The organism is Microcoleus sp. PH2017_08_TRC_O_A (genome assembly GCF_020738665.1).
Lineage (GTDB): Bacteria > Cyanobacteriota > Cyanobacteriia > Cyanobacteriales > Microcoleaceae > Microcoleus.
Genome location: NZ_JAEQCE010000131.1, coordinates 1 through 13,164, shown reverse-complemented (window position 1 = coordinate 13,164; position 13,164 = coordinate 1). Strand labels below are relative to the sequence as shown.

Sequence of the window (13,164 nt, the reverse complement as noted above, 5' to 3'; positions counted from 1 at the left end):
CGTCTATCAGTGTTTGTTTCAAAAGTATCTGCGGTTAGCCGATTCATCCCAGATTTATGTAGCGCGATCGCCAATGGTTGGCATCAAAAGGTTTATCATGATTTTTGGGTTAGCACGGGAACTCTCCCAAAAATTCTATTGACTCTCTGACCACTTTCGTATATATGACCACACCTATTTCCATTATACAAATATAGCATACAAAAAGCAGAGTGTCAATCAAAAAAACATGAAAATCATCGAATCTTCTAGGCGAGTTCTTGTTTGCCAAAACCGCACTTGTCGCAAGCAAAATGCAGCCAAGGTACTGACAACTTTTCAGCAATTGTCCGGTGCAGAAGTGGAAGTTGTCGCTAGTAGTTGTTTGGGACAGTGCGGTAACGGGCCGATGGTGTTGGTGCTACCAGAAGAGGTTTGGTATAGCGGTGTTTCTGCTGAAGAAGTTGCGGCAATTACCGATCGACATTTGCGGGGTGGAAAGCCGATAGAGGCGATGCTTTATCGTAAGTTTCACCGCCATTCTGTAGGGGCGGTACCCCCGAACCCGCCCGCCGATGTTTAAGCTTTTTTGCTGTGTACTTGAATGCGTTTGTCGGTTTTTTGCTTCTTCACCCAAGAGACAAATTTCTGGAGTTGAGGGTCATTTTTGAGCTTTTCTAGGGTGTTGAGCTCTTGGGCGAGGTGTTTGTTGTCGAAAAGAGAGTGAATCTGGCGGTGACAGGCCGAGCAAATGTCGATCGTCTGGCTGGGATCTTCGTTTTTCCGCTTGGTGTTTTGTTTGGGGATGAGGTGGTGGGCGGTTAATGCTGCCATTGGTCGATCGCACAATTCGCACTGCATAATTTCCTCAATGCTGGTGGATGGGAGAATTGCTTCTTTTAATTTAGCGTAATTTAGGGCGATCGGCTTTGAGATCGTGGCCGGGTTTGTAGTGAGGACTTTAGTCCTTCTTTTGATGAGGACTGAAGTCCTCACTACAAACTGTCGATCGCACTTCGCAAACAATAAAAAACCCCCAACCGGGGGTCTTAATTTCAGGTGGGACAGACCTCTTGCCTGCCCGCTAAGTACAAAAGCCTACGCTCAAATTATGTACAGCAGCACAAACAAAACAATCCAGATCACATCGACAAAGTGCCAGTAAATCTCAGTCGCTTCAATGCCGAAGTGGTGTTCGCTGGAATAGTGATCTTGTACGCGCGATCGCCAAACGACCCCAGCCATCAGCACCACTCCAAACGTCACGTGCAAACCGTGAAAAGCAGTCAAAACGTAAAAGCAACTGGCATACAAATTAGTCGTCAACCCAAACTCTAAATGAGTATATTCGTAAACTTGACCGCACAAGAAAACGACGCCCATAGCGATAGTCACGAGCAACCAATTTCGCATACCCGTCGCATCATTCTTTTTGATCGCAGCATCCGCATTGTGAATCACAAAACTACTAGCAATCAGAATCACCGTGTTAATTCCCGGCAGCAATAACTCGCGATCGGGTGTACCTTCAGGCGGCCACATCGGGGCCATCGCCCGATAAATCAAATACGCGGCAAACATACCCATAAATATCATGCCTTCAGATCCCAAGAACACAAGTACGCCTAGCATTCTGTGGTCGGGATGCTCTTCGCCGTGCGCTTCTATTTCGGCGCTGTGGTGGTAATTTAGAGCCGTTTTTTCTGGATCGATCGCTGGAATTTGTTGCATAATAAATTGCTAGTTGGTAATGGATGTTGAAGGAAGAAGGAAGAAGGAAGAAGGAGAAGAAGGAAGAAGGAAGAAGGAAGAAGGAAGAAGGAAGAAGGAAGAAGGAAGAAGGAAGAAGGAAGAAGGAAGAAGGAAGAAGGAAGAAGGAAGAAGAAGGAAGAAGGAAGAGAACATTCGTGCCAACAATTGTCTGAAAATCTTTGTATCTCTCGTTTATAGCGGAGGCTCGATCCCCCTAAATCCCCCTTAAGAAGGGGGACTTTGAGTGTGTCCGGTTCCTGCATTCTCAAGGGGGGCTTTGAGTATGTCCAATTCCTGCATTCTCAAGGGGGGTTTTGAGTATGTCCAATTCCTGCCTTCTCAAGGGGAGCTTTGATTGCTTCTTGTCCCCCCCGACCTAAGGGGGGCTAGGGGGGATCGAGAGCTTAATCGTCAGACAGCAGAGCGGTACTAGGTTTGACGTGTTTGTTGACTGATGACTGATGACGTTCGCGAGCGGGGACGCTCGCGCTAATCACTAATGACTAATTGCTATCTTGACTTTCATCACCAGGAGAATCAACGTTTATCTCTGATTCAGGCTCGACCAAAGTAGCAGTCCCGCCAAAGAAAGTGGAAACTTGAGCCTCCGCAATCGGAATACCCCGTTTCTGGGCGTTGCGTGTCGCATTTTCCCTCAACTTCAGCCTGAGACGTTCGCCAGTGTTCTGAATTTTTTCCATGCCGTAATCGTAAGGCCCGGTTGCCAATACCGGTATTCCTTCAAAATTTTCGATCGGCGGTGGCGAAGTCGTCATCCATTCCAAACTTAAAGCTTGCCAAGGATTGTCACCTGCTTTCGGGCCGTACCTCCAACTCCAAATCACGTTAACAATAAACGGGATTGTCGAGACTGCCAGCATATAAGCGCCCACAGTACAAATGACATTAATTGTCGTAAATTTCGGGTCGTACATTGCCACCCGCCTGGGCATTCCCTGCATCCCCAAAGCGTGCATCGGCAAGAAAGTTACAGTAAAGCCCACATAGGTTAAAACAAAGTGAACTCTACCCCAAAATTCGTTAAGCATCCGCCCCGTCATTTTGGGGAACCAGTGGTAAAAAGCCGCGTAAATTCCAAACACTGAGCCGCCAAACAGCACGTAGTGTAAGTGAGCGACGATAAAATAAGTATCGTGAACGTGAATGTCGAAAGGTACGGAAGCTACCATGATCCCGGTGATGCCACCGAGGAGGAATGTTGAGATAAAACCCATCCCAAATAACATCGCACTCACTAGGCGGAGTTTGCCGCCCCAAATAGTTGCCAACCAGCTAAATATTTTGATCCCAGTGGGTACGGCGATGATCATGGTGGTGATCATGAAAAACATCCGCAGCCAGCCGGGAGTACCGCTGGTAAACATATGGTGCGCCCACACGATTAAGCCCAAAAAGCTGATGGCGAGACTGGAATAGGCGATCGCCAAATAACCAAAAATTGGCTTGCGCGAGTGCACTGGCAACACTTCTGAAATCACCCCAAAAAAGGGCATGATCATAATGTAAACAGCCGGGTGCGAATAAAACCAGAATAAATGCTGGTAGACGACCGGATCGCCGTTACCAGTCGGGTTAAAAAATGCCGTTCCCGCTAACAAGTCAAAGGATAGCAAAATCAAGGCTGCTGCTAGCACTGGAGTAGCAACTAAAGTCAGCGCTGAAGTCGCAATCATTGCCCAGCAAAACAAAGGCATTTCATTGAGACTCATGCTCGGAACCCGCATCGTGAATATGGTAACGGCAAAATTTACCGCCCCCAAAATCGAAGAAGTTCCCAGGAACAAAACGCTGAGAATCCAAATTTCTTCCCCCATTTGAGCAGTAACTAAGCTCAAAGGCGGATAGGAAGTCCAACCAGCCTGGGGAGCTCCCACCAAAAAACTGCTCAACAGCAATACGCCGGCTACGGGAATCATCCAAAAAGCCAGGGCATTGAGCCGGGGAAATGCCATATCTTTTGCCCCAATCATCAGGGGAATCAAAAAGTTAGCAAATCCGGCGCCTGCGGGGACAATCCATAGGAAAATCATCACCGTGGCGTGAACAGTAAATAAACTGTTATAGAGTTCCGGGGCGACAAAATCGGAGTCGGGTGTGGCGAGTTCGGTTCGCACTAAGGTAGCCATCACGCCGCCGATTAGATAGAATCCAAAAGTTGTAACTAGGTATTGAATACCGATGACTTTGTGGTCGGTATTAAATGTGAAATAATCTCGCCAATGTCTATCGGCGGGTGCTGTTCCGCGAGCATCTATGTTGGCAGTTTCTTGGAACTGTGCTTGTGTCATAGTTATTAGTCATTAGTTATTAGTCATTAGTTATTTGCTCTGGATTAAATATCCATTGCCAGGAACTAATGACTATTTTTTGTGATGAGTTGGATGAAGTTGTTCTAGACTTTCGGGATTAATTTTTATTTCCCTGACGTAGGGAGCTAAGAATTCCCCGTCTGACATTTTTTCGGGATTGATGGCAACTGCTTGCTCTAAGTTTTGAGCGCTAGCAACTTGCTGTTCTTTCACCCAAAGGTCGAAGTCTTCGGGTGTGTGAACGAATGCTACAGCTTTCATTGCTCCGTGATATGCGCCGCACAATTCAGCACAAACAATTCGGTATTCGCCGACTTTGTTTGGTATAAATCTTAGTTCGCTTCCTCGCCCAGGAATTGCATCTTGTTTGAGCCGAAATTCGGGCATCCAAAATGCGTGCAGCACGTCTTGAGCTGCAAGATTTAGCTGTACGTCGCCGTTGAGTGGCATATGCAGTTCACCGGAACTAACGCCACTTTCTGGATAGCTAAAAATCCAGGCGTACTGCAAACCCATGACATTTACTACTAAGTCTGCTGGTTTTTCTTCGTTTTCTGGGGCAGCACCTACGCCTAGGGCAATTTGTTTTTCTGGCTGAATTTGAGGTGCTTTTTGTGGTGTATCTGACAGCGTGCCTGCGATCGCACTTCCGCGCATTTTAGAGTGCGATTGCATTGTACCGTGATCGTGATTACCCATCGGATCGAGGCCACCCATTGAGTTGTAAATCTCAAAACTGTAGACTCCGATACCTAAAATAATCACCGCTGGTAGGGCTGTCCATAGAATTTCTAAGGGAAAGTTATCATGCCAAGCTGGCCCGTCTGTATTGTCTCCTTCACGACGGCGATATTTAATTACAGCAACGACTATCACTCCGTGGACTAGGATAAATAATCCTATGGAAAGTGTCATCATTGTGTTGAATAGTCCGTCTATCTGCGATGCTTGAGCCGAGGCGGCGATCGGCATTAATCCATGATTCTGGCCGTACCAGAGACTGATCAGAGTCACTCCGATGCCGACGAGCATGGTGAGGATGGAACTTGGAATGTTCAAGCTAGTACCTTTTAGTAGCGACACTTCTTCGCTGGAATAATTAGGGAAGCGCCTCTGGGTTGTCAATTTTTAATTGTAGATTGACATTTTGAACACAATGCCTATCTTAAGGCTTACTTAATGCTTAGTATTTTTGGGCGATCGCTCCTTCGCATGAATACGGCTTATGTCCCTTGACAAAAATCAGAAAAAATGGTAACAAATTTGTTTTCTTTGCTACTAAATTTGAGATTGTTTTTCAAACACCATTAAATGCTGCTGGGGTAACATATCTTTTGTCTCTTTCCATACTAAACCGACGGCGGCCATTTCTTTTTTAACCTGCTGCTGCGTCATTTTGTGCAAACCTTTAATGGGAAGCAGCGGATTTTCGCCCCGATACTCGATCGATACCGTGCGGCCTCCTGGTTTCAGTGCTTTGACAATTCCTTGCATCATTTCTCTGGGATAGGCAAACTCATGATAGGCATCCACCATCACAACTAAATCGACGCTGTTTTCCGGCAAATTGGGATTGTCGATACTTCCCAAAACTGGCTCAACGTTAGCGATATTTTTTTCTTGTTTGTTCAATTCAATAAAGTTGAGCATTTCCGGCTGTACGTCAACGGCGAAAACTTTTCCTTCGGGAACTAGGGGGGCGATACGAAAGCTAAAATATCCGGTTCCGGCTCCAATGTCTGCTACAATGTCGGTTGGTTTTAAATCTAGATTGTTGACTAATCGAGCTGATTTTTCTTCCATGCCACGAGATGGTCTTTCGAGCCAACCAGCCCCTTGATATCCCATGACTTGGGCAATTTCTCGACCCATGTAAAATTTGCCGGTGCCGTCGGGATTGTGGATTGTTCGCTGCTGATAGATTGTATCTTGGTTGGCGATTTTATTGGCTGCTGATGCGCCGAGATTGAGCGGAAATACGCAAACTATTGTCAGGATGATTGCTGTTAATAATTTAATGAATTGTGGGATTTTATTCACGGTATTTATGATTGTGTATTTGAATGGTTGCTCGCGATCTGCCCATTGGTGACGACTTAAGGTTAAACGTAATTAGGTACGTAGTTGCGCTTCAGCGCTCTTTCCTTATATTTATGAAGAGCGCTGAAGCGCAACTACGTACCTTAGGAATATTGAGAATAGTTCAAGATTTAGCTGACGGCGGGTGATAATAATTTGATTGTACCAGCAGTTGCATCAATTTCGACTTCTTTGCCGATCGGCAAAGTGAACTTATCCCGAATGTGTCCCACCATCGAACCGTACCAGGCGGGAATATTCAAGGGGCGAATGCGATCCGTCAAGACTTGAGACAAGGTGAGGGACTCTTGCGGTTTTTCGGCCTCGCACTTGGTGCACTGTCCGAAAACAAAACCGGATATTTTATCAAGAATGCCTGCTAATTGGAGCTGCGTCAACATTCGATCGATACGATAAACCTCTTCGCTAACTTCCTCGACAAACAAAATACTGTTTTCCCAATCCGGCAAATAAGCTGAACCAATTAGTGTTGAGATTACCGATAAATTGCCGCCGATGAGTTTTCCCCTAGCTGTGCCGCGCCGAATGGTTTCTACAGGCATAGTTTTGGAGTTTTGCATGGTCACAGAACCTCCGTCAAACAAAACTTTTTTGACGTAATCTACTGTAAAGGGACTCCAACTGGAGACACCTAAAGGGCCGTGGAAAGTAACTATATTAGTTTTAGCATGAATTGCCAATAATAGCGCAGTAATATCGCTGAATCCCATAATAATTTTGGGATTGTTGCGGATTGTATTGTAATCCAAGAGCGGCAAGATGCGACCGCAGCCCCAGCCGCCCATCCCGGTAAAAATAGCTTGCACTGAGTCGTCGGCAAAGGCTGCGTTGACATCGGCGGCGCGATCGGCATCTTTGCCTGCTAAGTAGCCGTAGCGGTCGTAAAAATGCTCTCCTAGCTTAACTTTTAAGCCTAGGTTATCCAGCACTTTGAAAAATTGCTGCACTTCTTTTTCGTAGTTGAAAGCGGCAGGATTGATTAAGGCTACTGTATCGCCGACTTTGAGGCGGCGCGGCTCGATCGCACTTTTGGCAAAAAGGTTGTTTTGGGCGATGGGTAAAAGCTGAGTACCAATAGCAGTCAGCCCAAAAGTTCTGAGCAGGTAGCGGCGGGCGAAAGTCATAACTGTTAGGTAATTTGTGCTATAATTGTATAGCAAAATTTCTGCCAGCTCAGCTAAAAATTGCCAGTTGCGAATGAAAACAGACAGTAAAATCTCAGCTAAAAAATCCTGGGCCAAATCTTTAGCCCGTCCTGCTGCGGAGTTTCCGCTGACTCAGCTATCGGTTAAAAGTGGTAAAATTCCCGACGGATTGCGCGGCACTCTCTACCGCAACGGGCCGGCACGTTTGGAACGCGGCGGTGTTGCTGCGGGACACTGGTTTGATGGCGACGGTGCAATTTTGGCAGTACATTTTACTGATGTCGGTGCTACGGCTGTCTATCGCTACGTGCAAACAGCGGGATATCTAGCTGAAGAAAAAGCCGATCGATTTCTCTACAGTAATTACGGCATGACAGCACCGGGCCCTGTGTGGTTGCGGTGGACTAAAACAGTTAAAAATGCTGCGAATACTTCTGTTTTAGCTTTGCCCGATCGCCTTTTGGCATTGTGGGAAGGTGGCCCGCCTCATAGCCTTGATTTACAAACCCTAGAAACTATTGGTATAGACAACTTAGGAACTTTATCAGGAGAATTTAGCTATTCGGCTCACTGCAAACGTGACCCGATTAGTGGTAATATTTATAATTTTGGAGTTGCCCCTGGTGCTACTACTAATTTGAATCTTTATAAAAGTAATTCTACAGGTAAAGTCGTCCAAAAAGCAACTATTGCTTTGGATGGAATTCCACTGATTCATGACTTTGTTTTAGCTGGCAAGTATTTGATATTTTTTGTGCCACCAGTGCGACTGAAATTTTTACCTGTGTTAGCTGGAATTAGCAGTTATGGTGACTCCTTTGAATGGAAACCGGAGTTGGGAACAGAAATATTAGTTGTTGATTCAGAAACTCTATATTTAGTTAGTCGCAGCAAAACCGATCCTTGGTTTCAATGGCATTTTGCTAATGGTTTTGTCAAGGAAGATGGTTCCGTGGCGGTTGATTTTGTACGCTTGGACGACTTTAAAAGCAATCAGCGACTTAAAGAAGTAGCGACAGGTGAAACTCGCACCAATGCCGAGGGGATTCTCTGTCGAGTGCATCTCAATCCGCAGACGGGGAAAGTGATAGCAACAGAAGAATTGTTGGATAAACCTTGCGAATTTCCCATCGTACCCGCGGCAGAAGTAGGACAAGACTCGCGGTATATTTATCTGGCAATGTATCGGCCTGATGTTGATATTGTAGCGGAACGTTATGGCGCGATCGCCCGTTTGGACACGCAAACCCGCAATCTCACAATTGCCGACTGCGGCGAAAATCGCTATCCCGCAGAACCCATCTACGTTCCAGATATTTCATCGGAGAAAGGTTGGATTTTGACAGTTATTTACGACGGCAATTCTGATAGCAGCGAAGTGTGGATATATGAGTGCGACGGACTTTCGCGCCCGCCTGTTTGTCAGCTAGAATTGCCTGGTGTCATACCTTTGGGCTTTCACGGTACTTGGAAATCGACCGTCTGAGAAGATTGTAAAGAAGTGTTGCGGAAGATTTATTAAAAATTGTTGCAGCTTTGAGGTGGAGTTGTTAACGTGTGTGTAGATAGGAGATTCTCATATCTAGGAGGTTTCATCAGTTGACAGTTGACAGTTGACAGTTGACAGCTACCTATAGCCGTCGATAGAAGAGGATTGGAGCAATGAATCATTTTGTTTGATTTTCCCCTAAATGGGGAAGCTTCAGACCCAATTTTAAGGTATGGAATTTATGCTCTGTATTGCTCAAAAATCCCGGCGAAGGTCATTCGCGACTACACAAACAAAGTCTGCCTTCGCAGACTAAAGAAAGAGGGAAATTAAGCCAAAGTCGGTATGATTTTCCACCTGGTTTTCCCATCTCAGGTTTGTCTGCTTGAATGAGGTTGAGTAGCCAGATTTACAACCAATTTCTGGCAAACCAAAAGTTTAGTTCAACTCACGCGCCCGTTGGCGATTCAAAAGTTTTGAGTTAACTCCACAAAATTCATAACTCGCAACTTATAACTTCGCGCGCGGTGAGTATCAAAATCAGAGGGTTTTATCTATGCAGCTTCAAGGAAAAACAGCTCTAGTTACAGGGGCTTCACGTGGAATTGGGCGATCGATCGCCCTGGAATTAGCCAGACAAGGAGTCAAACGCTTACTGATTGTGGCGCGCAACCGCCACCAGTTGATCGAATTGGCAGAGGAAATCGATGTTTTTGGTACAGAAGTAGTGCCGTTAGCTTTAGATTTAACTCAGTCAGTGGCGGTGAATATTGCGATCGCCCAAGCTTGGCGAGATAACGGCCCGATTCACCTGCTAGTCAACTGTGCAGGCGTCGCGCACCAAGCATCATTCTTGCGATCGCCGCTACCGTTAATTGAGGAAGAAATCGCCTTAAATTTGCTGGGAACTTACACGATTACCCGCTTGATAGCCCGACGAATGGCTGCCCAAAAAGACGGAACAATCGTCAATGTTTCGAGCTTGATGGGCAAAATTGCCGCTCCTACAATGGCAACTTATTCTGCTACTAAATTTGCCATTTTGGGCTTTACCCAAGCATTACGCAGCGAGTTAGCCGCCTACAATGTCCGAGTCACAGCTTTGCTACCATCTCTCACAGATACCGACATGGTGCGAGACTTGGAGCAATTTCGCTGGGTAGTACCGACAACTCCCGAAAAAGTTGCCCTCGCACTTGTCGCGGGATTGCACAAAGATGCGCCGGAAATCTTGGTAGGATATCAAAGTCATTTAGCGGTTTGGTGTCACCGAATTGCGCCTTGGTTGCTGGATTTGGTGTTGCGGATGGCGACTCCTGAACTTAGGGATAAATCGCGGGGCCGTAAATTGCGAGAGGCTTTAGCTAGCGGGCGATAAACTTTTTTCGGGTACCTCAGGTTTGTAGTGAGGACTTTAGTCCGCAAAAAGAAGGACTAAAGTCCTCACTACAAACCTATCTTTCTACTCGTTACCGGGCGAGCGCGAAAGGAAGCAGTTAATCTTATTTCTAATCACTTTTGAACCGCGATATTATTTCCACTCGCCTTGCAGCGTAAAAGCCGCCCAATAATAAGGAGACTGCCATTCTTGATCCTGCATCATTTCCATCTGCGCCGCCCTCAAAGCTGCGGCGGGTGCTAACTTTTCTTGCAGCATTTTCCGATAAAACTTTTGCATTAACACCGAAGTTCCTTCATCATCCACATTCCACAAACTCACCGCCACTCGCTGAGCACCTGCATACATAAATCCCCTAGTTAATCCCACCATTCCTTCGCCTTTAACATTCTGTCCCATTCCCGATTGACAAGCACTTAAAACTACTAGATTTGCTGACAGTTTCAAGTTGAAAATATCTGTGAGTCGCAAAAAGCCATTTACAGGATTGCCCTTGTCGTCAACCATCGACATCAGAATTCCTGACAGTTCAGGATTTTTGCTGTTGGCAATGCCGTGGGTGGCAAAGTGAACTATTTGATAATTGGCTAAACTACCATCTATAGCGGTAGTCCGAGTGGCTAAAAAATCAATTTTCTCAGTGTTGGAAGCTGAGGGTGCTAAACTTAATATTATTTGGGATTCTTGGCGGCTAAAGGGTAGGCGATTGGGCGGCCATCCCAGATTGGAAGCGCGGAGCGATCGATTTAAACCGAGGTTATTTGATTCTAACTTTTCGGTCGGCGTTTGAGCAACTTTACCCTTCACTCTTTCATCATCTAGACTGAAAACCGGATCGGCTAAAATTGCTAAATTGCGATCGGCTGGTTTTCGATCTCCGTAATTTTGCCGGAGAATTCCGAGAGTTGAAGCGGAAGGCAGGATAATAATTTCATGTCGGGCAATTAAGAAATTACTAGCATTTTGTCCTGATCCCTGTGTCAGTGATAAAGCTGCAAAAGGAGTATAGTGCAGCACGCCGTCGGGAACAATTAATAGGCGTTTTTGTCCTAAAGAGGCGGCGGCTGGCTGTAAAATTAACTGACTCAAAGCTGTACTTGCCTCGGCAACTCTTTTCGGTATCTCTCTGTAACGGCCGTCAGTTACAGTGTCTCGGAACTTCCGGGCTGCTGTTTCAATATCGGCGCGTTTGGGAAGTTCGTAGCTGGTGATTCCAGTAGCTGTCACCACCCACAAATAACTGCGGTTTTCGCCGAGGGAATATTGCAGTAAAATTGTATTTTCATCGAGTACCTGTTTTTGGATTTGGGCGAGGGTTAAAGGTTGGGGCTGGGTGAGGGCAGCATAGCGGGGAATGGTGCTGCGAATTTGGGTTTGATTTTGCTGGTATTGTTGCAATAATTCCAGGCTTTTTTTGTCGGTCGCTTCAACTAAATCTGGATTGCGATTGGGGCTGCTGACTAATTCGATCCGGCGTTTTTCAATGGCATCGAGTTGCTGTTGCAAGCTCTTTTCTTGTTGCAGCAAATCGGGGGAAATGCCTTCGCGAATGTTGGCATTACTTTCTTGGAGGAGTTCGAGGAGACTGCGGGCGCGAGAACGTTCGCTGGCTTCTAAGGCTTTTGTATCGTAACCGGATTTAGGGTTAGTTTTGTGCAGTTGCATTAACAAATCGATGTAGAATTCGTAGTAGTTTTGTACTGTGGCAAAGTATGAGCTGCGGAGTTCTGGGCTGGCTATTTTGGTGCGGAGGTTTTCGATGATTTTGAGAGATGCTTCGATGTCGTTGAGAGCTTCGGTAAGATTTCCGCGATCGCGTTTGACAGAAGCTACGTTGTAAAGGGTGAGAGCTTCTCCGCTGCGATCGCCTACTGCCCGATGCAAAGGAAGGGACTGGCTGTAATACTCTAGCGCTTTCTGTTGTTCTCCCAATTCTGAGTAGACACTGCCAATGTTGTTGAGGGCAAAAGCTTCCCCAGAGCGATAGCCCACTGATCGAGATAGGGGAAGGGATTGGCTGAAATACTCTAGCGCTTTCTGTTGTTCTCCCAATTCTGAGTAGACACTGCCAATGTTGTTGAGGGTGCGAGCTTCCCCGCGACGATCGCCTATTGCCTGAGAGAGGGGAAGGGACTGGCTGTAATACTTTAGCGCTTTTTGTTGTTCTCCCAATTTATTGTAGACACCGCCGATGTTGTTGAGGGTAACAGCTTCCCCAGAGCGATCGCTCACGGCTCGAAATAGGGGAAGGGACTGACTGAAATAGTCTTTTGCTTTGAGTTGTTCTCCCAATTTATTGTAGACACCGCCGATGTTGTTGAGGGTGATAGCTTCCCCAGAGCGATCGCTTACTGACCGATGCAAAGGAAGGGATTGGCTGTAATACTCTAGCGCTTTCTGTTGTTCTCCCAAATCTGAGTAGACACTGCCAATGTTGTTGAGGGTGCGAGCTTCCCCGTGGCGATCGCTTATTGACCGATGCAAAGGAAGGGATTGGCTGTAATACTCTAGCGCTTTCTGTTGTTCTCCCAATTCTGAGTAGACTAAGCCGATGTTGTTGAGGGTGCGAGCTTCCCCGTGGCGATCGCTTATTGTTCGAGATAGGGTAAGGGACTGGCTGTAATACTCTAGCGCTTTCTGTTGTTCTCCCAATTCTGAGTAGACACTGCCAATGTTGTTGAGGGTGCCAGCTTCCCCAGAGCGATCGCCTATTGCCTGAGAGAGGGGAAGGGACTGGCTGTAATACTTTAGCGCTTTCTGTTGTTCTCCCAATTCTGAGTAGACTCTGCCGATGTTGTTGAGGGTAACAGCTTCCCCAGAGCGATCGCTTATTGTTCGAGATAGGGTAAGGGACTGGCTGTAATACTCTAGCGCTTTCTGTTTTTCTCCCAAGTCTGAGTAGACTTGGCCGATGTTGTTGAGGTTAACAGCTTCCCCAGAGCGATCGCTCGCAGCCCGAAATAGGGGAAG

At 46.4% G+C, this 13,164-nt stretch carries 11 protein-coding genes; 4 read left to right on the top strand and 7 right to left on the bottom strand.

Annotation, left to right across the window (positions count from 1 at the left end; all coding sequences use genetic code 11):
* Positions 1-229: 229 nt before the first annotated feature.
* Positions 230-562 carry a (2Fe-2S) ferredoxin domain-containing protein gene (locus JGK22_RS30730; protein ID WP_293176941.1) on the top strand — a complete coding sequence of 111 codons (333 nt, stop codon included), beginning with the start codon at positions 230-232 and terminating at the stop codon, positions 560-562.
* Here JGK22_RS30730 and JGK22_RS33375 read toward each other — a convergent pair.
* Together JGK22_RS33375 and JGK22_RS30720 are read right to left on the bottom strand one after the other, a co-directional pair.
* Positions 559-1,005, bottom strand: a complete 447-nt coding sequence (locus tag JGK22_RS33375) for an HNH endonuclease (RefSeq protein ID WP_366027114.1) — start codon at positions 1,003-1,005, stop codon at positions 559-561. The two genes, JGK22_RS30730 and JGK22_RS33375, sit on opposite strands and share 4 nt — an antisense overlap.
* Before the next feature lie 78 nt (positions 1,006-1,083).
* Positions 1,084-1,710 (bottom strand): heme-copper oxidase subunit III, encoded by a 627-nt coding sequence (locus tag JGK22_RS30720; protein ID WP_293176940.1) that lies wholly within the window; start codon positions 1,708-1,710, stop codon positions 1,084-1,086.
* A 19-nt stretch (positions 1,711-1,729) separates the two neighbouring features.
* On the opposite strand from JGK22_RS30720, the gene JGK22_RS30715 reads away from it, so the two are divergent.
* Positions 1,730-1,960 (top strand): hypothetical protein, encoded by a 231-nt coding sequence (locus tag JGK22_RS30715; RefSeq protein WP_293314400.1) that lies wholly within the window; start codon positions 1,730-1,732, stop codon positions 1,958-1,960.
* 274 nt (positions 1,961-2,234) lie between these two features.
* Here JGK22_RS30715 and ctaD read toward each other — a convergent pair whose 3' ends face one another.
* The 4 genes from ctaD to JGK22_RS30695 form a co-directional block, all read right to left on the bottom strand.
* A complete protein-coding gene (gene ctaD, locus JGK22_RS30710) occupies positions 2,235-4,040 on the bottom strand; it encodes a cytochrome c oxidase subunit I (RefSeq protein ID WP_293176938.1) in 1,806 nt (601 codons plus the stop codon).
* A gap of 72 nt (positions 4,041-4,112) precedes the next feature.
* Positions 4,113-5,120 carry a cytochrome c oxidase subunit II gene (locus tag JGK22_RS30705; protein WP_293176942.1) on the bottom strand — a complete coding sequence of 336 codons (1,008 nt, stop codon included), beginning with the start codon at positions 5,118-5,120 and terminating at the stop codon, positions 4,113-4,115.
* Between the two features lie 219 nt (positions 5,121-5,339).
* Entirely contained in the window at positions 5,340-6,101 is a 762-nt protein-coding gene (locus tag JGK22_RS30700) for a class I SAM-dependent methyltransferase (RefSeq protein WP_293314398.1), read from the bottom strand.
* 170 nt (positions 6,102-6,271) lie between these two features.
* Positions 6,272-7,285: an LD-carboxypeptidase gene (locus JGK22_RS30695; protein ID WP_293314396.1), complete on the bottom strand. Its 1,014-nt coding sequence runs from the start codon at positions 7,283-7,285 to the stop codon at positions 6,272-6,274.
* A 73-nt stretch (positions 7,286-7,358) separates the two neighbouring features.
* Between JGK22_RS30695 and JGK22_RS30690 the strand changes: the two genes are divergently transcribed.
* Together JGK22_RS30690 and JGK22_RS30685 are read left to right on the top strand one after the other, a co-directional pair.
* Positions 7,359-8,792: a carotenoid oxygenase family protein gene (locus JGK22_RS30690; protein WP_293314394.1), complete on the top strand. Its 1,434-nt coding sequence runs from the start codon at positions 7,359-7,361 to the stop codon at positions 8,790-8,792.
* Between the two features lie 559 nt (positions 8,793-9,351).
* The gene (locus JGK22_RS30685; RefSeq protein WP_293314392.1) at positions 9,352-10,173 is read left to right on the top strand and encodes an SDR family NAD(P)-dependent oxidoreductase; all 822 of its coding nucleotides are present in this window, start codon (positions 9,352-9,354) and stop codon (positions 10,171-10,173) included.
* Positions 10,174-10,326: 153 nt separating this feature from the next.
* On the opposite strand, the gene JGK22_RS30680 is transcribed toward JGK22_RS30685, so the two are convergent.
* Positions 10,327-13,164 (bottom strand): CHAT domain-containing tetratricopeptide repeat protein (locus JGK22_RS30680; protein WP_293314390.1); only part of this gene is annotated, 2,838 nt, incomplete at its 5' end.

What these genes read in the sequence shown, in the direction of transcription:
- JGK22_RS30715 (WP_293314400.1), top strand. Translation starts at nt 1,730, where the DNA reads ATGGATGTTGAAGGAAGAAGGAAGAAGGAAGAAGGAGAAGAAGGAAGA.
- JGK22_RS30720 (WP_293176940.1), bottom strand. Translation starts at nt 1,710, where the DNA reads ATGCAACAAATTCCAGCGATCGATCCAGAAAAAACGGCTCTAAATTAC.
- JGK22_RS30685 (WP_293314392.1), top strand. Translation starts at nt 9,352, where the DNA reads ATGCAGCTTCAAGGAAAAACAGCTCTAGTTACAGGGGCTTCACGTGGA.
- JGK22_RS30690 (WP_293314394.1), top strand. Translation starts at nt 7,359, where the DNA reads ATGAAAACAGACAGTAAAATCTCAGCTAAAAAATCCTGGGCCAAATCT.
- JGK22_RS30730 (WP_293176941.1), top strand. Translation starts at nt 230, where the DNA reads ATGAAAATCATCGAATCTTCTAGGCGAGTTCTTGTTTGCCAAAACCGC.
- JGK22_RS30695 (WP_293314396.1), bottom strand. Translation starts at nt 7,285, where the DNA reads ATGACTTTCGCCCGCCGCTACCTGCTCAGAACTTTTGGGCTGACTGCT.
- ctaD (WP_293176938.1), bottom strand. Translation starts at nt 4,040, where the DNA reads ATGACACAAGCACAGTTCCAAGAAACTGCCAACATAGATGCTCGCGGA.